This window comes from Leptolyngbya sp. Cla-17, from assembly GCF_016807185.1.
Taxonomy (GTDB): domain Bacteria; phylum Cyanobacteriota; class Cyanobacteriia; order Leptolyngbyales; family Leptolyngbyaceae; genus ULC077BIN1.
This window is the reverse complement of record NZ_JAEVYN010000001.1, coordinates 546,734-571,177: the sequence shown is the minus strand read 5'-3', so window position 1 is coordinate 571,177 and position 24,444 is coordinate 546,734. Positions and strand designations below refer to the sequence as shown.

Sequence of the window (24,444 nt, the reverse complement as noted above, 5' to 3'; positions counted from 1 at the left end):
TTAAAGACCTGAAGCAACACTTTTTACTTCCGCTCGTCTAGCTCAACTATTCTTCGCTAACAGTCAACGCATACACTCGTCCATCAATTAGCAGACGGGAAATACCTTTTGCTTTGAGATGAGAATAGGTTTTCTGTAAGATTTTGCCGTCCGGAAGCTTGATCACTCGTTGGGTTCGAGGATTGGAATACCGTTTTGCAATTCGATGATTGTCAAACACTGGCAGGATTTTATTCTGGGTCTCTTCTTCAGGAATTTGACCCAGATCGCCGAAATCTCGAAGAGGTGGCGCAATCAGTTCAGAAGCGCGATCGATCACCAGGTAGCAAGTGTGGGGAATCAGAGCCTCTGCTAGTGGCAAAATTTGGATGATTGCCCCATCTGCTAATTTGTTGGTTCCAAATAGAGGCTTGGGCAAACCATCCTCAAAATCATCGTCGTCTTCCAGATCGTCGTCTTCCTCTAGATCGTCATCAAGATCGTCTTCCTCGTCTAGATCAAGAATTTCTTCTGCAAGGATCTCCTTTAATACCTCAGCTTCAGACTCAAACGTTTTTCCTGTACTTGCTTCAACAGTCAGACCTAACGAATCTTCGCGTCTAGCAGACACATCCAATTCGCTTTCATCTTCATCGTTTGGCACAACTATTGGCGATCGCCGTTTTAGAATCGGACCACTCTTTAGATCGGATGGCTTAACTGCTACGGGCTGTTCAACGGGTGCAGCAATAGGCTCCTCAATGGATTCAATGATTGCAGATTCAACTACAGGCTGAGCATTGGCGGTTTCCAATACAATAGGCTGCTCCATTACCACCGTTTCTGACTCAGCAGCTTCTGGCTCAGCAGTTACAATTACAGGTTTCGATTTGATAAGTTTAGGCGACTCACTTAACCCATTTACCGCAGGTGTTTGCAGCAAGGGCAGATCTTCAGGTGAGCGAGCAGATTGGCGCTTTTGCTGAATGAGCGCTTCGTATTCATCTGGCGGCAATGTGCTTTTTAAGATGCGGCTAATGGTAGAAGTACTCACGCTATATCGACCCGCAACGGTTGAGGTTGTCTCACCCAATTGCCGATAAAGCTCAATTACTTCATGTTTCTCAGAGTCGGAAAGTTTTTTAGCAATCATTTAGAGCAAGCTATGAAAAAGCGGCGATCGCCTGTTTTATTGTATTCCGAATTTACAATCTAACAGGAGATTGACGGGCGAATTCGATAAAACTTAAGCGCGGCGACGAGAACCAGTCCGACGAGAGCGGCTGGAGAGATCGTACTCTAGCGCAGCACCGATCCCAAACAGCACCCCGCTAAATACCCAGAAGACTTCTGGCAATCCGCCGCTCTTGTAATCGGGCAAAATTGTCGTCGCATATTTAAACCAAATGTCTGCGATATATAGACAGAAAGCGGCAGCAGCGATCATTCGCCAAGACTGGGAGAATCGCCCTCCCCAAAACGCCAGCAGCAAAGTAGTTGCCAAAACTAGCAGCAGCACATCACAGAGCAGATAAAACCAGTTGATCGGCAATTCCACAGGTTTAAGCTGTTGTTCCAAACTGACCGCCCACTCAGGTGGCTGAGATTTTGGCTCTGTAGCAGGAGGAGATTGTGCTACCGCGTCTGTCAAAGACTCTGCCGTCATGTCAGGAAGCTTGAAAGCTGGAAAATTTAACGTTTGAGCAGTTGAAAAGAGCGCCGAGACAGGTTCTACAAATGGAAAGTCGATGCTTGCTTTGAGGCTTGGTGCTTCAGCCATGTACCCAGAATCTAGCTTTGAGGCTGGTGGCTCCGCAGGTTTTGCGGTGGAAAGCACAATTGCAATGGCGATGCCAACAATGGCGATCGCGCCAATGATTCCTTTCTGCCAAAGCTCCAAATTTAACCGCCTAGAAAACACTGCCTGAAACATACCCCAGAGCAAAAATACATAGGTCAGAATAAAGAACAAATCTGCTGGAGAAACTGTCGGCTCCAATCCTAAGCCCAATTCCCAGTAGCTGAACAGCAAATTTCCAAGGAAGTAAAAAAACATACCCAGCCCAATGCCCAGCCAGACCCCGCGTCCACTAACAATTTGGGAGCTTCGCCAGTTGCGAAAACAAAGTAATGCAGCAATGAGATAAGAAGTTGCCTCAAAAATGGAGGTTCCCAGTGAATACCAAAATGGACGCACTTCCCTTTCAGCCGTCACACCAAATAAGAGAAAAAATAACAAAGCTGAGACTGCCCAGCCAATCTCAGCTAGAACAATGGCTTGAACAGATAGAAATGGTTTATCAGATGACTTGTCTGCACTGCTCATAGATTAATTCCTGGGGGTAGCTGCGTCAGAAGCGGGACGACTTGCAAAAATAAAAACATATCCAGCAAGAGTCGCACAAAGTCGGATGTTTGCAGCACATTTATCAAAGATTCTTTAACCTATCGATAATTTATCGCCACAGCTTGCCCAGTGGGGATCGATTTAACCAAGCGGAAACTTGATTTTGTTCGATAGAGGGCAGATCCTGCAATGCATCAATTGACCGCTGAGCAAAACTAGTATTTCCGAAATACGATTTACCAATCCGATGGAGTTCTTGCAACAAAGTATTAAGATGGTGCTCCTGCCAAGCTGGAAGACTAGCTGCATTCAGAGGGTCTACGGTGATCAAATACTTCACTGCATCTGGAGTGTCTGCTTGGGGAAAGCGCCATTGCTTAAACATCTCAGAAATATCTTTTTGAAAAAGACCGGCTTGTCGATTGCCCAGCAGATCTTCAATGTCAATAAACACGGCTTGTAGCATGAGTAAAGCACCTTTAACATAAGCAGGATTTAGAGAAGTTTCATGTTCTGCTTCAGTTGCAAATTGCTCTAATCTAATCTTGCCCCAGACGCTATAGCGATCGGGTTCTTCCAATAAAACGCAGGCTTTTCCCTGGTTATCAGTCAAATCTCGCCAAAACGCTTTTGCATCTTCTTCCTGAGCAGCATTAAACACACTAATCAAGCGGAACGTTTGCCCCTGATAGGTCAGGATGGGGACTTGTTGATCTCGCTTGGGGTGCTGAACGCTAGAAATCTCAACATCCTGCCGCTTCAGAATAAACATGACGCTAGCAATTACTCCTGATCAGGGCTTCGTTGGCTTGTTTTAAGAGATGGGCAATCTTATCATACCGATGACCCGTCAAGGACAAAGGTTAGGTTTAGTTGAGGGGCTTATCCCAAGCTTTACCTCAAGGAATTCCCATTTTTTGGCACCAAACTTACAACAGGCTCAAAATCTTGGATGCATTGTGTTAATTTCTCCGAAATCCTGCTAATCGTAACGCAAGACTTTTCTAAAGACCTAAACTAAACGGCAATATTGTAAGCTGGTAAGCTGAGTGGATGGCTTTGTTAAAAGCAATTGATGTTTCAATAGATTTGACTATCTACCCAAGCAGGTTTAAACATCGCGTTTCTACAGTTTGATTAAATCCTTGATTAAACTCCTGCTGTTTAAATGGACGATTTAATATATTAAGACTACGTTTTTGAGTTCAGATGCAAAAGTTTATGTTTATTCTAACTTTGCTGATGAGTATGGATCCTTAGCTCAGTGGATAGAGCAATCGCCTTCTAAGCGATCGGTCACAGGTTCGAATCCTGTAGGATCCGTTAAAACTGGCTAATTACGCACAACGATTGGAGTTCCAACGCTTGCCCAATTGTAAATCCAGCGGGCATGGTTGACTGCAACGTTGGTGCAACCATGGCTGACTGGAGTACCAAAACTGTTATGCCAGTCAGCACCATGAATTGCATAGCCGCGATGATAGAACATGGCATAAGGCACAGATGGAATATCGTAGCCATCTCCGCTCATTCGAGTTGTGCGATAGCGTGTTTGGATGGAAAATACCCCTGTTGGTGTAGGGGTAGAAGCTTTGCCTGTAGATACGATGACGGCATAAACAGGGCGATTGCCTTCCCAGGCAATTAGCCGCTGCTTAGATAAATCAATTTCGATCCAGCGTTCTTCGGATTGCTTTAACTTCTTAAGCTGCGGGATGGGTGTCTGCTGGGCAAGTAAGAAAGAAGGCTCTTGCGTCCAAACGAGTTCGGCTGATAAAGGCACTAGACCGATCGCAATCAATGAACGAATCCAAACACCACAGCGTCGAAAAAATTGGCTATTCACAGGCTTGATTCATGGCTTCATGACTATCGTAGGCTAAGGGATCTAGCAGATGGTAGATGGCGATCGCAAAGCTTAAGAATTATCAAACAAATCGCGGTGATTCTCCGTTTGAAGTTGAATTCTTAAACTCAAACGGCGTAGTGGAATGCAAGTATGATTTGCCCTCTGAATAATATGCAACTAAATATGCGACAAGAAATTCTGAGCTATCCTTACGTTGAAACGATTGGGTAGTTTTCCGGTTGAACCGATGCAGGAATTTGATGTGGTGGTGGTAGGCGGTGGCCCAGCGGGGGGGCAATGTGCGCGATCGCTGGCAAAAGCCGGACGCAGCGTTTTGTTGGTAGAACGGCATAAAGATTTTGCCATCAACAGCTTTTCTAGCGCAGGTACACCGCTGGAAACGTTGAGCCAATATGACCTGCCAGATAGCGTTGTAGGCACTTATTGGAATAAATTTGTGGTCGTCACCTCAAACCAGCAGGGCGAATGGAAAACCCCATCTGCGATCGGTGCGGTATTGGATTTTGGCAAACTGCGGGAATTTTTGGCAAGCGACATCAAAGCGATCGGTGGCAAGGTATGGATGAACTGCCGCTATGTTAGCCATAGTCACAGCAGTGACCAAAGCAATGGGCAAACAGTCGTGTCATTGGTGCGAAATGGGGAAGCCGTGACCGTTGGCGCTCGTGTGGTCGTGGATGCTACGGGTCCGTTTCGGGCGGTGATGTATGGCAAAAATGACCCGAAGCCAGAATTTCTCTCAGGGACGGGCATCGAATATCTAATTGAAGTCTCTGATGAGGTCTATCAGCGGTATAGCGACGCGCTCACCTTCTTTTTAGGCTACAAGTGGATGCCCAAAGGCTATTCGTGGATTTTTCCGATGGCACCCAATCGGCTGAAAGTAGGGGCAGGTATTATCAATGCCGAACATGAAGTTGTCAAGGAAACAGAGCCACTGAAGCACTACATTCACTTAATCTTGCAAGACTACATGCACCTCTCTGATTACAGGCTAATTGAGGTGCATGGCGCAACGCTGAAATATAGCTGTGGTTTGCAAGATGTCTATTATCGAGAGAGTGCGATCGCGATCGGCGATGCCGTTTCTACGGTTAATTTCTTGGGTGGCGAGGGCATCCGTCATGCAATGCAGGGCGCAGAAATTGCTAGCAAGCATATTCAAAAATATCTTGATCGCCAAACCGATAGTTTTCAGGATTATCAAACCGAGATGCATCGAGTGTTTCTCAAAACCTGGAACCTATCCGAAAAGTTTGGCATGAAGAAATATTTGCAAGACTGCGACGAAATTGTCGATAAAGTCGTCGCCTATCTTCGTCCGCTCAGTTTGGAAGATGTGGTGGATATTCTTTTCTTCTATCGGTTTGAAAAAGTCTCGAAGGGGCTACCTCAATATTTCCTGCGAAAACTTGATTCCTTGTGGACTCGCTTGACCTCTCGCTTACGGAAACTGACTCACTGAGCATTTGGCTTTGCCATCTCGTAGGGAATCCCAGTAGTGGTGCAAAGTACCCGCAAAGCAGCCTGAAAAGTGACTTTAGTAGAAATTCGTAACTAAAAATTGCAATTCTAGAGCTTACTTAATAATTTTCTCTAAAAGATCAGTAATTGTTCGATCCGTAGTCAGGCAGGGGGCTGAAGATTCCGTAATTGCGACACGTTGTTTTAGGGATCAGCCTGTTTATTCTATGAACGTGGAAGTCAATAACCTCTGAAAACCAACTCGGTTTCCTCAGGGTGATCATCGAGTTCCTGTTATTCAAAAAGAGGCATAAAACAATGGCTGTTGAAAAAGTAAATTCGTCATCTAGCTTGGCTGAAGTCGTTGATCGCATTTTAGACAAAGGCATTGTGATTGATGCATGGGTTCGCGTATCACTGGTTGGGATCGAACTGTTGGCGATCGAAGCTCGGATTGTCATCGCGTCTGTTGAAACTTACCTGAAGTATGCGGAAGCGGTTGGTTTAACCTCTCAAGCGGCAGTTCCCGCTAGCTAAGCGACTAATCTTGTTAGTTTCTAAACCCCCTTTTTCTAAATTTTTGCAGATTGGGGGTTTGGATTCTTTCAAGAAAAACCGTGGTTTTAGCGAATGGAAATCAACCAAACGAAAAAGTCCTAGGTAATTTCCTAGATGATTTAGGAGACAAGAGTATGGCTTTAAGAGATTCCTGGCAATCAGAACGGCTGCAACGCCAACAGAGCCACTTGGATAGGCAACACCAAGTTCAGCAATTTTTATCGGAAGCGCATCAATCTCGGCAACTGACCGCATCCCGTTGCCACAGTAGTTTGAGCCTATTTCGAGAAGGATTGATGCAGCAGAACGAGGAGCGCCGGAGTGAGTTTCAAATCTTTCAAGCAACGCTACAAGATTTTCATACCGAACTGCAAGCCACTGTAAGTCTGCTACGTCAGTCATTTCAGGTTGATTTATCCGACCTGTCGGCAAGCACGCAGGTATTTTTAGCCCAGTGCCAACAGGAGCGCATTCAAAACCAGCAAGCTCTGCGCCAGGAGTTAGGCACCTTCATCGAAACACTGCGATCGGATGTGCAAAGCTACTTGTCTGAACTGGAAACTCTGCGTCTCCATCAAGCAGATCTGCTGCGCCAAAACTTGCAGCAAAATCGGGCGGCGTTGACTGCGGATAATCAAACATTTTTTGCTCAGCTAGCCCCCTTCCGGGAAGAGTTGCGCCATTTTCACCAGTCTTTGCAATCATCCGTTTGGGGGCAGGCATCATCTGATGAATGTGTGATTGAATCTGCACCTGAAGTTATACCGACTGCCATTATAAACACGGCTATCCCCCTGGAAGTTGCCGCATCCACTCCAGAGGCGATCGCGGCGAAACCTTCAGCCACAATGACGACTACGAAAGCGCCTGCTAAAAGGGTCGCTTTTCCTCGCACTCGTGCCGCTGCCAGTGCTCCAGCGAAATCTCCAAAAGTCTTTTCTAAAACTAAAGAAAGCACAGAAGCTGCAAATTCTGAAAAAGCAGTATACAACTTTCTGCATAAAAGCCAGGGTGCGCGTCTTACCCAAATCGAATCTTCCCTTCAGATCAACCGTTTTCAAGCCGTAGACGCTCTGCGATCGCTGATTAAAAAAGGACTTATTACTCAACGCGATCGCATTTATTTGATTCAAGAGGACTTGGTGCAGAAATAGAAAATGGGAAAGAGATAGGGCTAAACCCTCCCCACTCCCAACTCCGCACTCCTGACGTAACTCCCTTCTCTACGAGGTTTCCATTGTGACTACTGTCCTTCGAGTTAGCCCCCGTCGATTTGTCAGCACTCCATCCGTAGAACGGATTATTGTTCGTGCATTGCGCTATTTGCAGTCGGGATATTCAATTCATTTGCGAGGTCCAGCCGGAACCGGAAAAACAACTCTAGCGCTGCATTTAGCAGATCTGGTCGCCCGTCCATTGATGTTGGTGTATGGCGATGATGAGTTCAAAACCTCTGACTTGATTGGCGGACAAACGGGCTACACCCGCAAAAAAGTTGTGGATAACTACATCCACAGTGTCGTCAAGGTGGAAGATGAGTTTCGCCAAAATTGGACGGATTCTCGTCTAACTTTGGCATGTCGGGAAGGGTTCACCTTGGTCTATGACGAATTCAACCGTTCTCGCCCGGAAGTGAATAATGTGCTGCTGTCAGCCCTGGAAGAAAAGCTGCTGGTGCTGCCACCCAGCAACAATCGCAGTGAATATTTGCGGGTGAGTCCTGATTTCCGCGCGATTCTCACGTCCAATCCTGAAGAATATTGCGGCGTTCACGATACGCAGGATGCGTTGATGGATCGGCTAATTACTATCAATATTCCAGAGCCGGATGAGTTGACCCAGCAAGAAATTTTGGTGCAAAAAGCAGAGTGCGATCGCGCCAGCGCTGTGATTGTGACTCGCCTAGTCCGTACTTTTCGACGAAAAACCCAGTCTGAGAAAATATCTGGACTGCGCTCCTGCTTGATGATTGCTAAGATCGCCCAGGAACATGGGATTCCCGTCGCGCCTGAAAATGTAGACTTCCGCGATATCTGCTCTGATATTCTGCTTTCCCGCGCCAGTACTTCGCTTGAGGCTGCTACTAAAGCGCTATGGGAAGTGTTAAATGACCTGATCCAAGAGGGCGTTGGTGCGGTGCCAGAACTGACAGAAAATGTGTCAGAAGCAGATTGCTTAAATGGCGTTGGTGTCGTAACAGCTGCCGTATCCGTCGCTGACACGATTGCTCAAGATTTGGCAGTGCTGGCAAGTGAGGTAGATACCTCCGAGAAATTGCCCCCGCATACTGATGACGCGATCGCCCTAGCGCAAAGCGAATCTCTTGGGACCCTTGCAGAGCCGGAGCCTCAAACGACAGCATCCTCTGAGCAAGCCATTTTGGACTACTTGCAGCGCAGCAAAGGCTCCAAACTTTCGGAAATTGAACGGGCACTGCGGCTCGATCGATTCCAAACAGTGGATACCCTACGCTTGCTAATGGAAGGTAGCAAAATTGTCTTGCGAAATCGCCTTTACGTGTTGATGGAGAATGCATCATGACGACCAAACTTTCTGGGGCACCCCTTTCAACCAAAGATTCAGCGCGATCGATCGTTAACTCCACTCAAGGCTCTAGCCTGGCAGACGTGCTAGAGCGTGTGTTGGATAAAGGCATTGTGATTGCTGGTGATATTTCGATTTCTGTCGCCGATACCGAACTGATTAACATCCGCATTCGCTTACTGATTTCCTCGGTGGATAAAGCCCGCGAAATTGGCATTAACTGGTGGGAAAACAATCCCCACTTTAACTCCCAGGCAAGTAGCTTAATCGAAGCAAATCATAAGCTGATGGAGCGGGTGGAAAACCTAGAGGCGGAACTAAAGACCCTGCGATCACTCCCCGCCACACCTGTCGCTGCCACCCCTCCTGCACCTGCTTGGTCGTCATTGGATTCTCTCGCTCAAGATTTATAGAATCCTGGCTTGTCTTCCCAACTCCGAACTGTTGTTTTTCTCGTTTTACTTTTCTCTCCTAGACTCAGCGGTTTACCCATCCATCCCCCACAATGGAGGTTAAGCCGCTTTTTTAACGGGCGATCGCAATACCCATGACTTCACCCGACCTTCCCATCCACGCCATTTCCTCAAACCCTAAAGTCAGTAAAGACGCTGGACTCGCGCCCCTGTTGCTGACCGTGGTGGAACTACTGCGGCAACTGATGGAAGCCCAGGTCATTCGCCGCATGGAAGCTGACGAACTGAGCGATGAAGACCTCGATCGCGCATCTGAAAGCCTCCGCAAACTAGAAGCACAGGTGATCCAGACCTGTGAGACCTTTGACATCGACCCCAAAGACTTAAACATCGACCTGGGAGAAGTGGGCACCCTCCTCCCCACAAACGGTGGCTACTATCCTGGCGAAAAATCCACTAGCCCCACCATCCTGGAACTGCTCGATCGCCTGCTCAACACGGGCATCGTCGTTCAAGGGCAGGTGGATATCGGACTCGCTGACATTGACTTGATTCATGCCAAGCTCCAGTTAGTCCTCACCTCCAAACCAATCTGACGAACAACAACTTCAGCAGGGGTGAGTTAGGCTAGCGCTAACAGTTTTTTACAAGCATGAGCGACTATGACCGGAACGGAATTGATTGGTCCCGGAGTCAGCCTTGCCAAACTCCTTTTTGATGTCGCGAAAAGTGGTGGAGGCTCAATTTTTCAGGCAGTTGGCGACCAAGCCAAAGCCGCCGCTGCCCTGAAAAAATATGCCGACAAATATACGGATCGCTATGGTGCAATTCGGTTACTGGGAATGCGTCAGGGCATGCCGCTGGAGTTGATTTATACCAAAGTCAAATTTCTAGATGATTTGAGCATTCGTCAATTTTTGTCGCTAGAAACCTTGGAGCAAACCTACCGCAAAACAGCGAAGCGGCGATTTCAAATTCAAGAACCTGCCCGATTAGACGCGCCAAAGGTGGTGGATGACCATCAATTTCTGATGGTGTTGGGTGGACCGGGAGCGGGCAAGTCTACCTTTTTGCGGCGAACTGGGTTGGAAGCGCTCAAAGGGGAAAAAGGCGTATTTAAACATCGCTGCATTCCGGTGATGCTGGAATTGAAACGATTCAATGTGGATGCCGTTGATTTGGTGAAAGCGATTTCAGAGGAACTGGCAAACTTTGGCTTTCCGGAGGCTGACAAATTTGCCATCAACCTATTGGAGCAAGGCAAACTGTTGATTTTGCTAGATGGGCTGGATGAAGTTCCCACCGCTAACCTGAACACCGTCATTAATGAGATTCAAAACTTTGTCACGAAGTACGACAAAAATCGCTATATTGCCTCTTGCCGTATTGCCGCCCACCGCAGCACCTGGAACCGTTTTCGCGACATTGAGCTTGCCGATTTTGACGATGAGCAGATTCAGCGCTTTATCCAAAACTGGTTTCACGCCGATCTGGATATTTTGACTAAAACCGCTGACAAATGCTGGGAAACCTTGAATGACTCCAGCAACGATGCCGCCAAAGAACTGGCACAAACGCCCCTGCTGCTGACCTTTCTCTGCATGGTCTATGACCGCACCCAGGGCTTTCCCACCAACCGCGCTACCCTCTACCGCAAAGCGTTGGATATTTTGCTAGAGGAATGGGCAGCCGAAAAACGCATCCAGCAAAGCGAAATTTACAAAGGACTCAACCCCGACCTGGAAAAAGTGCTGCTGGCGGAAATTGCCTACAACAGCTTTGTCAACGATCAACTCTTTTTTACCCAGCAAGAACTGGTGGAGCAAATCAAAGCCTTTTTGGCGGATACCGTGGATAAGCCCAAATATTTGGATGGCAAAGCCGTTTTGGATGCCATCACGATTCAGCAGGGTATCTTGGTTGCACGGGCTGAAGGCATTTTCTCCTTTTCCCACCTGACACTGCACGAATATTTGGCTGCTTACCATGTGGCTCAGCAGCCAGACTTGATGCAAGCACTGGTGGAGCAACACCTGACGGATGACCGCTGGCGAGAAGTGTTTTTGCTGGTAGCAGGTTGCCTTAGGAATGCCAACTCGTTGCTAGAACCAATGGCGGCAAAAGCTCCGACTCTGCTTACCACCGAGAAACTGAAAGCATTGGTGAACTGGGTAGATCGTTCCACCGCAGGCTCTCCAGGCGACTACAAACCCGCTGCCAAACGAGTCGCAGCTCTCTTCTTTTCCCTTTCCCTCGACCTCTCCTTTTCTCTCTTCCTCTCCCTTACCCTCTCTCGCTCCCTTTCTTTGCACCTCTCTCTTCCCCTTCCCCTTGACTTTGACCTTTCCCCGGGACTCGACCTTTCTCCCGCACTCACCCTCTCCTGCTCCCTCTTGCGCTGTCTCGAATTTGAAAGAATAAAAATCTTTAAGCAGGTTGACTTTACAGGCTTAATAGATCGCTTGGAAGGACTAAAAGCACGAATTCCAGAAGGTGGTCCATCTAAAGAAATCTACCAAAAATTTGTAAAGCAATTGGTTCAAATCTGGTGTGCTGCGCTGCATCTGCAACCGGAATGGCTGGAGTTGTCTAAGCAGGAAGCAGAATCTCTGGAAAAGTATTTGTCTGCCAATCTGTTAATGGTGCAGTGCAAGGAAGCGGCAGTGCGGGTATCGCGGGAGACTTGGGCAGGCATTGAGCAGCGAATGTTGACGGTTGAGGACGGGGAAAGGGACAACGGTTAAGCACTGTAGCAAAGTGTGGAATAAGGCATTGGGGGATGCCCCCAAAACCCCATCGAGGGACAATTGTGTCCCTCAAACTCCCTCCAAACCGGAGTCCTATTGATTGAATATAAAACAGTTGCACTGGGGCTTGGTGCTCTACCCCAGAACTCTTATGCGGGGGGTTTGGGGGAGTGATATCAAGTCAGGATGAATACCCATAATTAAGATACAGCCTTTACATCTGGCAACCAGTAGTAAGAGGTGAGTCCACGAATCAATTCTTGCTGCTTGAGTAAGCTTTGACAGCGCTGGTAGATAATCTGTTCAACCTGTGCAATGGAGTCAAACGCTGTATTGACCAATGGCTCATCCACAAGCACCCACAAGCGCTCGGCGGGTTGTAATTCTGGTGAATAGGGTGGCAGGGGGAACAAATGAATGCCTTCTGGCACCTGCAAGGCTTTGCTCAGATGCCATCCTGCCTGATCAACCGAGAGAATCACTTGCTTGGTTATGCCCACCTTGAAATGCTCAGCAAAGTCCTGGAGCACTTGATTGAATAGGTCCGTGTTGACATAGGGTAACAGCCACCAGTAGGTTTCTCCGGTTTGAGGGTGGACAAAGGCATACAGCCATAACCATTCGCGTTTCCAGTTGACGGTAGCAATCGGTTGCTCATCTTGTTCCACCCACACCCGTCGCAACACCGGTTGCAAGCCCAGTCGATGTTCGTCTTCAAACCAGGTTTCAACGTCGTCGTCGGGATGGTCGGCTTGCACTTGCTCCACTTTCTGGTGCAGTTTTTTTTTCCACGCCTGTTGCTCATCTAGGTCTGCTTCCTGATGCATCGGTCGGGGCACTCGTAAGCGCAGTCCCATCTGCTTGAGCAATTCCCACCCTTGTTGACGACTGATTGGGCGAGTGAGCAATTCACTGAGATAATCGGCGACTTTGCGTCCATTCCACAATCCACCGTCCGGGGCAGACCCTCGTATCACCTGCAACAGTTGGGCTTGCTGCACTTCATCGAGCAATGGTGGTGCTCCAGGGTTGCGATGTCGTCCATCTCCCAGGCTTGCCGGACCCATGCGGTTGTAGCCCCAGACTAATTCATAGATCCAACTGCGACTGTACCCAGTTATCGCTGCCACCTCTTCAGTCGGTCGTCCTTGAACCAGTAGCCAGATAATTTGGTAATGCGATCGCTCAATCGGATCGCTTGCTTGGCGGTATCGGGTTACCAATTCCTCTGGACTCAAATGAGGTTGAATGGTGATGCGTTTCGGCATAAGGTAACCAAGATAAGAGCCTATCTCTATATTATGGTCATTTAAGCCGACCTGATATGAGTCCCCTAAGTAGTGGGGGAACGGGGGAAAGTCCCCCGACACAGATGCTTACCAAGATCGAGATGTGTGCATACCGTAGTTTTTGGGAAAAGAGTTAAAAGTGAAACCAGCAAAAAACTTACGTTCTGGCAAAATTTTGTCCTACGCTTTTGAGATCGCCCCCTTCAACGCCCGCAATTTCCGCTTCCGTCACATCAATATGTTCCTCATCCGCGCCAGAGCCAACCCCGAACTGACAAGTCAGCGCAAGCGATCGCGCCGATGATTTCGCCATCTAACCCAATTGGCAAGCCTCCCACAATCGTGGCAAAGCGATCGCCCAATGACTAAACAGTGATTAGTAAGAACGACCGTCTTTGTGGGTAAAACTCCAGCGGGTGGAGTGAGTAGCTGCCAAATCATCATCTGGATAAACAACCTCGTCACCCGGCAAGCGATCGCCCACTTCCAAATACACCGCATCTGCCTGCGATCGATTCACTAATTGATGACCATCTGCCTTGCCCGCTGGAAACCCCGCCGCCATACCTGCTTGCAACACCTGCTCTCCAGCATTGGTGATTAGCGTTAGTTCACCCTCCAGCACATAGATAAACTCATCCTGGCGAGAGTGCCAATGCCGAATGGAGGAAGCGGCTCCAGGTGCCAGATGAACTCGATTCACTCCAAAGTTTTTTAGCCCAACTGCGTCTCCCAGCGATCGCTTGCTGCGCCCAGCCACCCTTGCCTTCAGCGGCTCAGGATAAGTTGATCCCGTTCTGGGTAAAACAGCTCTGGGGTTCAAGGCTGGCGGAAATAATTCTTCAGGTGGCATGGTTTTGCTCCAAAATCCATTGGGCAGCATCAGCAAGGTCTTTAGCGATGTAATCGGGTTGAGTTTCGTGCTGGTAGTCGCCACTGAGCACTTGTTCCCCAAACCCGGTTTGCACCAAAATCCCAACACAGCCTGCGTTGTGTGCCATATCAATATCGGTGGCTTTGTCGCCCACCATATAGCTTTGGGAAATATCCAAATCGTGCTCCCAAGCAGCAGCAACAAACATGCCCGTGTTGGGTTTGCGCCAGGTGCTGTAGCGCGTGTATTGCGGATCGGTGCCGCCTTCTAGACGGCTTAAGTAGGGACAATAGTAGAGAGCATCCAACCGTGCGCCAGCTTCGTCCTGTAACAGGTGGCAAAGACGCTCATGCAGGGCATCTACATGGCTAGCGGGATAGTAGCCACGGGCGGGACCGGATTGGTTGGAAACAAGGCAGCAAAAGAGGCCGCGATCATTGAGTTGACGCACTGCCTGGGCAACTCCCGGTATCAAATGCAGATCGTCTACAGTGCGGATGTAGCCTGCTTCAATGTTGAGAACTCCATCGCGATCGAGAAATACGGCGGCTCTGCTCATGGACTTTTTTTGATGATCATCAACACCGCCATTTTCGGCGATCGCAGACCCTTTGCGCTGAATAAATAACTGAATAAATAACTGGGTACATCGGGCATTTCAACAAAATGAGTGGCATAGATTAGCGCGATGAAATCGTTTTACCTCTAGGCAAATATCCTTCAATCAGTAAATCTGAACCGATCGCTCGCCAGCTTACTTGCTGCAAGGTGAGAGCTTCGGTCATTTTTTTCAACCCCAAATCTCCTACGGGAGAAGGAGCCGTCACACCACCAATGATTTTGGGAGCAATAAAGGCAAGGACTTTTTGCACAGCCCCTTCGGCGATCGCACGGGCTGCCAACGTGCCCCCACATTCCCACAGCACCGTTAAAAATCCGCGGTTATAGAGGTGTGCCATGACTGTGCGGGGGGTGAGAGGCTCTAGTTCTACTACTTCCACACCCCGCTGCTTTAATGCAGCTTGAAACCCAGGTTGAACGCCCACTTGGGTAAAGACCAGAGTAGATGCAACGCTGGTATTCCACACATTGGCGGAATCTGGGAGATCCAGCGTGCGACTCATGATCACGCGTAGCGGGGTGTGTCCGGGTTGGCGACTGGTGAGCAAGGGATCATCGGCGCGAACGGTATTGCCACCCACAATCACCGCATCGCAGGTTGCCCGCAGTTGATGAACTTCGCCACGAGCGGCTTCGCTAGTGACCCAAGCGCTATGGCGAGTCACAGCAGCGATTTTGCCATCTAAGGTCATGGCATACTTCAAAATACCAAAGGGTCGATGGTACAAAATGCGATGCACAAAGGCTTCATTTAACGTTTGACACGCGGCTGCTTCAATGCCAACAGCAACCTCAATGCCCGCTTGTTTGAGACGATCGCAGCCTGTACCCGCAACTTTAGGGTTGGGATCGATCATGCCAATCACGACGCGGTGAATTCCGGCAGCAATCACCGCTTCTGAGCAGGGAGGAGTGCGTCCATAATGATTGCAGGGTTCTAGATTGACATACAGGGTTGCGCCCGTGGCGCGATCGCCTGCCTGCCGCAGCGCAAACACCTCCCCATGGGGTTCGCCTGCCTTGGGATGAAAGCCTTCCCCCACAATCTCGCCGTCATTCACAATCACGCACCCTACCAGCGGATTGGGGGCAGTTTTGCCTGCTGCTTGCCGCGCTAATTCTACACAACGCTGCATCATGGCGCGATCAATAGTTTCAGCCATCTAAGCTCTAACCGAAAGAACTGTTTTCAGATCCTAGACCGACTCTAGAGGTCGCTACATTGATCAAGCCAATCTTGATAGGACTGGACGAGGCTATTATCATCCAATTCAATCTCAATCCGAATGCTTTTGCACTGCTGGCGCAGAGTTTTGGAGATCGCATCTATCACGGCGCTAGCTGTTTTGGCCGACTTAAACTCACCGCTCACCGTCGGCTTTCCAGCCAACGCTGGCATCTCGGCTTCGCTAAAGGTGCCCTGACTCAAGTCAACTTCTGCCAGAGTTTTTTGCTCTGAACCAACCTGCTCAATTACCAGAACTTCGTAGCGAACGGGCACCTGAATCATGCGCGTCTCGATTTTTTTGCGAATGATCACTTCCCCAACTTTGCGCCGTTCGTATTCCACTTGCAAACGTTCTTCTAGCAATGGCACCATCTCATCTAGAGAGGCAAGCCTAGGTTCCGAGTTTGGTTGAATCGATACATTGGGGCTTGGAGCGATCTCCTCAGGTTCAGATATAGAAAATGCCGGATCGCTTGCAGGCAGCGCTTCTTGAGCAGAATCATCGCTCATATCTGAAATGTCTGCAATGTCTAAAGGATGTGGCTCCTCAGCCGGAACAGATGAGCGGTTGAGTGCCGCCCTTCCTGCCAAACCCGCTAAAATTCCAGATGCCGCTGCCATTCCTGCTGCCGGATCTACAAAGCCCATGGTGGGGCTAGAAAAATTGAACTCATCTGAAGCACTTTGAGGATTCTCGACCGGATTATCAAACAAGTTATCTAGAGCAAAGTCACTTGTTTCAAACCCAGATCTCAAATCCGTTAGATCTGCAAACTCTCCCTCTTCCGCAAAGGATAGATCAGCACTGCTGCCAAATGTATTCGTTAGGTCATCTGTAGGCAGCCTGTCTTCAGGCAGAGCGTCTGCAAATTCAAGATCGGTCAGGCTAGCAATGATATTTGGTTCAGGTTCCGTATTTTCGTTCTGAAGGGTAAACGCTTCGCTGTCATTCGGTTCTGCGATCGCAAAGTTTTCTGCCCCAAACTCGTCCTCCAAGGATAAATCCACGTCAAAGGCGGTATCAAGCTCCAAATTTGCTTCATCAGAATCTATAGCCGAAGTCGCGTCTATAGGAACCTCTGTAAACGAGGTGGGGATCTCACCCATACTTAAATCCATGATTGGCGAAGACTGCTCAGCAAAATTTAAGGAGTCATCATCCAGAGAAAAATCTAGATCAGGTAGCGGCGCGATCGCTTCCATTTCAAACGCCGATTCTTCGGACTGCCCAAACGCCATGTCTTCAGACTGCCCAACAGATGACAAGTCGTCATCCAAAGAAAAATCTAAATCAGGTAGCGGCGAGATCGCTTCCGTTTCAAACGCTACGTCTTCAGACTGCTCAACAGATAACAGGTCGTCATCTAGAGAAAAATCTAGATCGGGTAGCGGCGAGATCGCTTCCGTTTCAAACGCCACGTCTTCAGACTGCCCAAACGCTAAGTCTTCAGACTGCTCAACAGATAAAAAATCTTCACCCAAAGAAAAATCTAAATCAGGTAGCGGCGAGATCGCTTCCGTTTCAAGATCTAAGCCTGAAGATTCGGTTTCAAACTCTAAATCTGTGGATGTAGTTGCCGATAGATCGAGATCAGCTAATTCTTCAGCTAATTCCAAATCTAGATCACTACTTGCCAATTCCAACCCAAGTTCATCGGCTGTCTCCGTTTGAGGCTGATTGAAATCATCAAGGGTCAATTCAGACAACTTGTCTGTTGTTGGCTCATCAGTCCACGATAAGTCTGAGTCATCACCTAGGCTTTCACCAAAATTTGCATCTAAGGTCATCGGATTGGCTAAGGCATCATCAGTGGTTAAGGTGTCTGAGAATCCAAAGTCATCCAAAGACTCTTCTGTGATTGCTGTATCTGAAAACCCAAAATTATCTAAAGATACTTCTGAAGGTGGGTCAAGATCGGACAAACTTTCAAAAGTGAAATCAGTGGTAGACCCAGCTTCGCCAAAATCAGATGGCAGCAAAAACTCTTCAGCATCTTCATTCAAGGCATCTACTGAAAAATCGTTTGCCAAGGAACTAATGTCAGGCAAGTCCTCATTCAGGGCATCTACTGAAAAATCGTTTGCCAAGGAACTAATGTCAGGCAAGTCCTCATTCAGGGCATCTACTGAAAAATCGTTTGCCAAGGAACTAATATCGGGCAAGTCTTCAAGCTCACTTTCGATTTCTGCATCAGTTGATGGATCTAATAAACCGCTAGAAAGGGAATCAGTGGGTTGAGAAGTCTGTTCCCACGAAGCAAATCCGAGTTCCGAACCAAGTCCGAGTTCTGAGATCTCATCTGCTTCAGCTAGTGAGAATAGAGTTTCTAGGTCGTTGTTAGCCAGTTCAGGTAAGGAACTGGTTTCGGAGGAAAGGGCGTAGTCTAAACCAGGTTGGTCTGTAGGGCTGACCAAATCAGACCAATCATCCAGGGAGTTATTGGTCGTGATGAATTCTGACGTGGGTTCGCTTTCTAAGGAAGGGTCTTCTAAAGGCGAAAGTTCTTGTTCAGGAAGTTCCAAAGACATTGCCAGATCGTCTTGATCGTCTGCAAACCAATCATCATCTAAAGAGTTTAATGATTCCATAGATGACATCTCGCCCAAGGCGGCGAAATCATCAGCAGGTTCGGACAATGATGGATCGGATGCAAATAAGTCATCCTCTAGAGCGGTGAAATCATCCGCGGGTTCGGCGAACAGGGGATCGGATATGAACAAATCGTCTTCTAGAGCGGCGAAATCATCCGCGGGTTCAGAGAACAGGGGATCGGATGCGAATGAGTCATCTTCTAAAGTGGTGGAATCATCCGCAGGTTCGGCGAGCAGGGAATCGGATGTGAATAAGTCATCTTCTGGTGAAATAGCCTCTTCTACTGACGGAAGTGTACTATCGCTGATGACTGCGCTTCCTCCCATTAACGCTGCTGCCGCTGCTACCGCCTCGCTATAGGAGAGCGGTTCTTGATCATCAGATGATGGTGCGGAACTGCTCATGTCGGCGCGATTCGTGAAACTATCCCCACGGGAATCGCTGGATTCTAAGGGCGTGTATTTTGGCAAAAAGTCAACATCGGCTTTGACAATATCAACAAATACCGCATGGGTCTGAACGCTAACCTTTTTGATTCGACGACCATTCAGTAAAACAGACGGATTATCCGCCGCCGCGCCTGATAGAGCAATGACTAAATTAAGCTGATGGGTGTCATCTAAGATTAAGTCTTGAATTTCACCGATGGGCTGACCTAGCTCATCCATCACAGTGAAGTTGTTCAGCTTACTTTTCAAATTGTTGAGATTGTCCATCAAAGTGGTGATGCGAATGGCTTCATCGCGCTCAGTGCGATCGCCTTCCGACATATCTAATGATTCCGATGGGTTTGGAGAAGATGGATGAGTCATTGTTTGGCGTTTTAAAGGGGATAACGGTCAGTCCACCAGCGGTTGAAATAGAATAAATAACTTACTTAGTCAGTTTTTTGTTCAGCCAAATATTGCTTAATAGGCACATTCTCTCGAACCACTGTTTGTCGATGAATGACCGGTATCTCTGTGTAAAGCTCAACGCGAATCACCTCATTTTCCTGCAAGGTTGATTGATTCATCAAGATTAAGCTTTCTGAAGGACTGGTTGTCTCTGCTTGCTGAATCGGCAGCTCAGAATTTGACAACACTTGAATAAGATTATCGGAAAGATTGGGTTGAGTCATGCTGCTTGCTTTTCCTTTGTTGAATTGAACAAGCGATCGCGAAAAATTCGTTCTAAAAATTGATTAATTAAATGGCATTCAGAGGGTGCGATCTCAAACATTACATTCACTGCTTTTGAGCAGAATGATTTTGGCTATCTAAATGTTTGTGACCTTAAAATTTTACTGTTAAAAAGCAAAACTGTTTTCTTTAGTCCTTTACATCAATAGCAACTAGGGGAATGACTCCTAAGGTCGTTACCATGATATTAAAGATTTGCGATTCAGGCGTTTTCCTATAGTAAGTCGGTCGAGATATTTCGAGTTCATTAAGTTTTATTGATTGCTCCTTAAAAGTTGTTTGAGCAAACTTACAAATTTGCTCGTTCTAACTTTATTAACGATTTAGACAGAATTCCCAAAAAATTAGGAATTTTGTCATTTGAGAGGTGGTGAGTATGAACGCTCGGTTCTGGTTGTCGTTAGTTCAGCAGCAGGGTGTGATTGCGGTAGTTCGCACTAGCCGATTTGAACAGGGTATTCAAATGGCAAAAGCGGTTGCTACTGGAGGAATTCAACTGATAGAAGTGACCTGGAATAGCGATCGCGCTCCCGATATGATTGCCCAATTGCGTGCCGAGTTGCCTCATTGTTGGATCGGTGCAGGCACCTTGCTCACGTTAACGCAGCAACAACAGGCGATCGCCGTAGGCGCACAGTTCCTTTTCACACCGCATGTAGATATTGAAATGATCAAGGCTGCCGCTGAACAGGAAATACCTCTGGTTGCAGGTGCCCTTTCTCCAACCGAAATTGTGCAAGCATGGCAAGCGGGTGCAGCAAGTGTCAAAGTTTTCCCTATAGAAGTTATGGGTGGAGTGACCTACATTCAAGCGTTACACGCTCCTTTAGGTAATATTCCCCTTATTCCGACGGGCGGCATTACCATCGAAAACACTCCGGCATTTTTGCAGGCTGGTGCGATTGCAGTGGGGCTATCTAGCGATCTGTTTCCCCGGATAGCTCTATCACAAGGGAATTGGGACGCGATCTCGTTGAGAACACAACTGCTGGTGCAACGGGTCGAGAGTATTAGGTTAGAACTAACGCATTGAAGGGAGATGATGTATCCGTATCGTAAACACGATCTGATTTTGAGCAGACTCCTTCTTTGATATCACGCTATCAGTCTCTCTGATGCTCGATTTAAGGCTTTTGAGGGTCGAAGCGATTTTAGACATAGTAGGGCTTCTTGTTTTCTTGCCCAAGAAGCCCTGGCAATAGTTGAAGCAAGTCATTGCCACATCATCGGCGTTGGCTAAGCAAGAGCGTGTGGGCAGCAGCAAAGTCATCCATTGCAATTTGAATCTGACCAGGGTCAGAGAAGCCTTGGGCACGATAGCGGCGAATCGCTTGCAGGGCAGCTTGGTTGCTGAGCAGGGCAAGATCGGCTCCATTCCAGCCGTCGGTGTGGGCTGCCCAGTGGGTTAGATCCACGGTGGAGAGGGGGCGATCGCGGTTGTGAACCTGCAAAATGGCGAGTCGGCTATCCAGATCCGGCAAATCAACCTTTAGCTGCAAATCCAATCGTCCAGAGCGGAGAATGGCAGGATCGAGAGCATCAGGGCGATTTGTGGCACCAATCAGCAGCACATTGAGGCAATCTTGTAAGCCATCCAGTTCGGTGAGCAGTTGCCCCACCACGCGATCGCTCACGCCGGAATCACCCTGAAAATTGCCCCGCACCGGAACTAACGTATCGATTTCGTCAATGAACACCACACAGGGTGCCGCCTGCCGAGCTTTAGTAAACAGTTCTCGCACGGATTGTTCAGCGGCACCAACCCAGCGGCTCATCAATTCAGCCCCATTCACCGCAATGAAGTTAGCCCGTGCTTGGGAAGCGACCGCTTTTGCCAGCAAGGTTTTGCCCGTTCCGGGTGGTCCCCAGAGCAAAATGCCACGGGGCGCTTTGGCTCCAGTTGTGGCGTAGAGTTCGGGGTAAAGTAAGGCACCCTCCACGGATTCTTGCAGGGTGCGCTTGATGTCGGGTAAGCCACCGATCTCATCCCACGGCACGTTGGGTGATTCCACTTCCACCGATCGCAGCACCGAGGGCTTGATCTCTCGCTGTGCCAAGCCAAAATCTTCAGCGCTAACGATCAGCCCGTCAGGGATTGGATCTTGTAGAGAAACCACCTGTCGCCGTAGGGCAATGTATGCCGCCTTTTGGCACACCGCTTTCAGGTCGGCACCTACCATTCCCACCGTTAGATCAGCGATCGCGCCCAAATCGACCGAACCCTCTAGCGGCATAGCGCGGGTGAGGATATTGAGAATTTCTAGGCGACCCTTGCGATCGGGCACACGAAACTGGACTTCTCGATCAAACCTGCCGGGGCGACGGAGCGCTGGATCGAGATGATCGGGACGGTTGGTGGCGGCAAGTACGATCACGCCTGTAGCGGTGGCAAATCCATCCATCAGGCTCAGAAGTTGGGCAACAATGCGCTTTTCCACTTCGCCTTCCACCTTGCCGCGATCGGGCACCAGGCTATCGATTTCGTCGATGAAAATTAGGCAGGGCGCAGATTTCGCCGCTTTTTCAAATACGCTGCGCAGTCGCCCCTCGGCTTCGCCATAGTACTTACCCATGATTTCGGGTCCGGCGATCGCAATGTAGCTGACTCCTAAGGTTTCTGCCAGCGATCGCGCCGTCAGCGTTTTGCCTGTCCCTGGAGGACCGACCAGCAAAACGCCTCGTGGGGGTTCCAACCCCAACTTTGCCAGCACATCCGGACGTTTCAGCGGCAGTTCCACCAGTTCTCGTAGTTCTTGCAACACATCAGATAATCCCCCGACTTCCTGTAGAAATGTCTGCGACCCTTCACCAGACGGCGTAACAATCACTGTGGGATCTGGATTGCTTTCTTTGCCCCTGGGTTCCGTCGTTGTTTCTGCTCCCTCGCTCCTAACCCGACTCACCCCAACATTAGTGGGAATGTTGCCCCGCCGCGGAATGCTGCTGAAACTGCGGGAATTCACCTGAAACTCTGTTTTCAGTTCGCCGTTTTCTGCTTTTTCTTCCAACCGTTTGGCCAGTTCTAACAGTTGCTCAAAGCCTTTAAATAAGTCGCTCATGGGAAAAAGTTGGGGGTGAGGGCTGAGAGTGAGGAGCGTTATGTTATTCCCTACCCCTGCCGTTGTGTGATCTAGTTATTCCCGTTTTGGCGACTGGCTGATCATTTTGCAAAAACTGTTTGGTAAACGGGAATCTCGATGCGAAACTCCACGCCCTGACCGGGCAGAGAGCAACACTTGAGCTGACCACCGTGGGTGTTGGTCACGATTTGATAGCTGATGTAGAGACCTAATCCGGTGCCCCGCCCAACGGGTTTAGTGGTGAAAAAGGGATCAAATAGGCGATCGCACAGGCTATCAGCAATGCTGTCTCCATTGTTGTGAATGGATATAGCAACCTGGTTCGGTGAAATCTGCTCGGTATGAATGGTGATGAGCAGGTCAGAAGGAGGAGGTACGAGGTATGACGTTCGCTCAGATACCTCCATACTTTGCACTGGTTCGGCTGAAAGCTCACGCCGCAGTCCGCAGTCCGAACTTTCTTCCAATGCGTCGATCGCATTGCTCAAAATATTCATAAACACCTGGTTGAGTTGCCCTGCATAGCATTCCACGAGGGGTAAATCACCGTATTGTTTAATCACTTCAATATCGGGCTGGCTCCCTTTAGCTTTCAGCCGATTTTGCAAAATCATCAACGTGTTGTCGATGCCTTCATGAATATTGACGGGCTTCATGGCTGCTTCGTCTAGCCGGGAGAAGTTGCGGAGCGACAACACAATTTGCCGAATCCGCTCCGCACCCATTTTGAGCGATCGCAGCAGATCTAATAAATCTTGCTGCACAAACTCCAGATCTATGACTTCCATTTCTGCCTGAATTTCGGGCAGAGGCTCAGGATAGTGCTGCTGATAGAGGTGCAGTAGAGTACATAAATCTCGAATATGGCTTTCGGCAGGAGCAATATTGCCATAGATGAAATTAACTGGATTGTTGATTTCGTGGGCAACTCCCGCAACTAATTGCCCCAAACTCGACATTTTTTCAGTCTGCACTAATTGCGCTTGGGTTTTTCCTAACTCTCTCAGGGTTTGCGTCAGCGTTTCGGCTTGTTGGCGCGATTGCGTTTCTGAAGTGCGAAGTGCTGTCTCAGTCAGTTTTAAGGAGGTAATGTTGTGGAAAACAGCCACGGCTCCTTTAAGGGTGCCGTGATCATCTTTGAGCGATCGCGCCGTCACACTCAGCCAAGTACCGACCGGGTCACGGGCTGGATAAACCAAAATTTCAGCCCCGTCGATCAGTTTGCCACCCATTGCTTGCAGCAATGGAAACGCCTCAATAGGGCAGGGTGTTTTGGCATCCGCTAGATAGATTGATTGGGAGGCGCTGCCTGCTTCAATCCAATCCTGTAAAGACGTGTGAGTGGGAGCGATCGCTAAAAGCTGTTGAGCATCTGGGTTAAGAAACAGAAACTTTCCGGTTTCATCAACCACTACAACTCCATCCCCCATGCTGCTCAAAATGGACTTCAGCACCCGCAGCGCATCTTCTGAATACGCCAATTCTTTGAGGGTTTTTTCTAGATACCCTGATTTTTCTAACGTTTCTTGTTCATACACTTCGAGCAATTCTTCTAAAGCACTCACCTGAGCTTTTAGCTGCTCCACTTCTGGGTTTGTAGCTACCTCATTCACAGCCAGATTGTCTGCATACATGTAATGTTTCTGTCCTTAACTG

20 protein-coding genes, 1 tRNA gene and 1 pseudogene are annotated in these 24,444 nt (G+C 48.5%); 9 read left to right on the top strand and 13 right to left on the bottom strand.

What is annotated here, in order from left to right:
- Positions 1-46: 46 nt before the first annotated feature.
- The 3 genes from JOY44_RS02710 to JOY44_RS02700 all read right to left on the bottom strand — a co-directional run bounded on the left by JOY44_RS02710 (position 47) and on the right by JOY44_RS02700 (position 3,098).
- Complete coding sequence (locus tag JOY44_RS02710) at positions 47-1,132, bottom strand: helix-turn-helix domain-containing protein (protein WP_171572207.1); 1,086 nt, start codon at positions 1,130-1,132, stop codon at positions 47-49.
- A 93-nt stretch (positions 1,133-1,225) separates the two neighbouring features.
- Entirely contained in the window at positions 1,226-2,305 is a 1,080-nt protein-coding gene (locus JOY44_RS02705; RefSeq protein ID WP_171572206.1) for a hypothetical protein, read from the bottom strand.
- A 130-nt stretch (positions 2,306-2,435) separates the two neighbouring features.
- Positions 2,436-3,098, bottom strand: a complete 663-nt coding sequence (locus JOY44_RS02700) for an Npun_F0813 family protein (protein ID WP_171572205.1) — start codon at positions 3,096-3,098, stop codon at positions 2,436-2,438.
- Positions 3,099-3,576: 478 nt separating this feature from the next.
- Here JOY44_RS02700 and JOY44_RS02695 point away from each other — a divergent pair.
- Positions 3,577-3,649, top strand: a tRNA-Arg gene (locus JOY44_RS02695).
- A 10-nt stretch (positions 3,650-3,659) separates the two neighbouring features.
- On the opposite strand, the gene JOY44_RS02690 is transcribed toward JOY44_RS02695, so the two are convergent.
- Positions 3,660-4,172: a L,D-transpeptidase gene (locus JOY44_RS02690; RefSeq protein ID WP_171572204.1), complete on the bottom strand. Its 513-nt coding sequence runs from the start codon at positions 4,170-4,172 to the stop codon at positions 3,660-3,662.
- A gap of 250 nt (positions 4,173-4,422) precedes the next feature.
- Here JOY44_RS02690 and JOY44_RS02685 point away from each other — a divergent pair, with 250 nt between their 5' ends.
- The 7 genes from JOY44_RS02685 to JOY44_RS02655 all read left to right on the top strand — a co-directional run bounded on the left by JOY44_RS02685 (position 4,423) and on the right by JOY44_RS02655 (position 11,919).
- Positions 4,423-5,661 (top strand): NAD(P)/FAD-dependent oxidoreductase, encoded by a 1,239-nt coding sequence (locus JOY44_RS02685; RefSeq protein ID WP_171573657.1) that lies wholly within the window; start codon positions 4,423-4,425, stop codon positions 5,659-5,661.
- A gap of 317 nt (positions 5,662-5,978) precedes the next feature.
- On the top strand, positions 5,979-6,197 hold the full coding sequence (gvpA, locus tag JOY44_RS02680; protein WP_171572203.1) for a gas vesicle structural protein GvpA: 219 nt from the start codon (positions 5,979-5,981) through the stop codon (positions 6,195-6,197).
- A 155-nt stretch (positions 6,198-6,352) separates the two neighbouring features.
- Positions 6,353-7,372, top strand: a complete 1,020-nt coding sequence (locus JOY44_RS02675; protein ID WP_171572202.1) for a hypothetical protein — start codon at positions 6,353-6,355, stop codon at positions 7,370-7,372.
- 85 nt (positions 7,373-7,457) lie between these two features.
- Positions 7,458-8,759: a gas vesicle protein GvpN gene (gene gvpN, locus JOY44_RS02670; protein WP_171572201.1), complete on the top strand. Its 1,302-nt coding sequence runs from the start codon at positions 7,458-7,460 to the stop codon at positions 8,757-8,759.
- Entirely contained in the window at positions 8,756-9,175 is a 420-nt protein-coding gene (locus JOY44_RS02665) for a gas vesicle protein (protein ID WP_171572200.1), read from the top strand. The genes gvpN and JOY44_RS02665 overlap by 4 nt, the downstream gene beginning before the upstream one ends.
- 134 nt (positions 9,176-9,309) lie before the next feature.
- A complete protein-coding gene (locus tag JOY44_RS02660) occupies positions 9,310-9,771 on the top strand; it encodes a gas vesicle protein K (RefSeq protein ID WP_171572199.1) in 462 nt (153 codons plus the stop codon).
- Between the two features lie 66 nt (positions 9,772-9,837).
- The gene (locus tag JOY44_RS02655) at positions 9,838-11,919 is read left to right on the top strand and encodes an NACHT domain-containing protein (RefSeq protein ID WP_171572198.1); all 2,082 of its coding nucleotides are present in this window, start codon (positions 9,838-9,840) and stop codon (positions 11,917-11,919) included.
- 263 nt (positions 11,920-12,182) lie between these two features.
- Here JOY44_RS02655 and JOY44_RS02650 read toward each other — a convergent pair.
- The 7 genes and pseudogenes from JOY44_RS02650 to JOY44_RS02620 all read right to left on the bottom strand — a co-directional run.
- A pseudogene (locus JOY44_RS02650) lies at positions 12,183-13,190 on the bottom strand (IS630 family transposase); the annotation flags it as partial.
- Positions 13,191-13,368: 178 nt separating this feature from the next.
- Positions 13,369-13,524: a hypothetical protein gene (locus tag JOY44_RS02645; RefSeq protein ID WP_171572196.1), complete on the bottom strand. Its 156-nt coding sequence runs from the start codon at positions 13,522-13,524 to the stop codon at positions 13,369-13,371.
- Between the two features lie 63 nt (positions 13,525-13,587).
- Positions 13,588-14,064 (bottom strand): cupin domain-containing protein, encoded by a 477-nt coding sequence (locus JOY44_RS02640; protein ID WP_171572195.1) that lies wholly within the window; start codon positions 14,062-14,064, stop codon positions 13,588-13,590.
- A complete protein-coding gene (locus JOY44_RS02635; RefSeq protein WP_171572194.1) occupies positions 14,054-14,644 on the bottom strand; it encodes a D-glycero-alpha-D-manno-heptose-1,7-bisphosphate 7-phosphatase in 591 nt (196 codons plus the stop codon). The genes JOY44_RS02640 and JOY44_RS02635 overlap by 11 nt, the downstream gene beginning before the upstream one ends.
- 121 nt (positions 14,645-14,765) lie before the next feature.
- The gene (gene ribD, locus JOY44_RS02630) at positions 14,766-15,869 is read right to left on the bottom strand and encodes a bifunctional diaminohydroxyphosphoribosylaminopyrimidine deaminase/5-amino-6-(5-phosphoribosylamino)uracil reductase RibD (RefSeq protein ID WP_171572193.1); all 1,104 of its coding nucleotides are present in this window, start codon (positions 15,867-15,869) and stop codon (positions 14,766-14,768) included.
- 44 nt (positions 15,870-15,913) lie between these two features.
- A complete protein-coding gene (locus tag JOY44_RS02625; RefSeq protein WP_171572192.1) occupies positions 15,914-19,339 on the bottom strand; it encodes a YsnF/AvaK domain-containing protein in 3,426 nt (1,141 codons plus the stop codon).
- A gap of 65 nt (positions 19,340-19,404) precedes the next feature.
- The gene (locus tag JOY44_RS02620; RefSeq protein WP_171572191.1) at positions 19,405-19,647 is read right to left on the bottom strand and encodes a DUF2382 domain-containing protein; all 243 of its coding nucleotides are present in this window, start codon (positions 19,645-19,647) and stop codon (positions 19,405-19,407) included.
- 437 nt (positions 19,648-20,084) lie between these two features.
- Between JOY44_RS02620 and JOY44_RS02615 the strand changes: the two genes are divergently transcribed.
- Positions 20,085-20,741 (top strand): bifunctional 4-hydroxy-2-oxoglutarate aldolase/2-dehydro-3-deoxy-phosphogluconate aldolase, encoded by a 657-nt coding sequence (locus JOY44_RS02615; protein WP_171572190.1) that lies wholly within the window; start codon positions 20,085-20,087, stop codon positions 20,739-20,741.
- Positions 20,742-20,931: 190 nt separating this feature from the next.
- Here the strand turns inward: JOY44_RS02615 and JOY44_RS02610 are convergent, their stop codons facing one another.
- Both JOY44_RS02610 and JOY44_RS02605 read right to left on the bottom strand, forming a co-directional pair.
- Positions 20,932-22,767, bottom strand: coding sequence for an AAA family ATPase (locus tag JOY44_RS02610; RefSeq protein WP_171572189.1), 1,836 nt, complete (start codon positions 22,765-22,767; stop codon positions 20,932-20,934).
- Positions 22,768-22,868: 101 nt separating this feature from the next.
- The gene (locus JOY44_RS02605; RefSeq protein ID WP_171572188.1) at positions 22,869-24,422 is read right to left on the bottom strand and encodes an ATP-binding protein; all 1,554 of its coding nucleotides are present in this window, start codon (positions 24,420-24,422) and stop codon (positions 22,869-22,871) included.
- Positions 24,423-24,444: the final 22 nt, after the last annotated feature.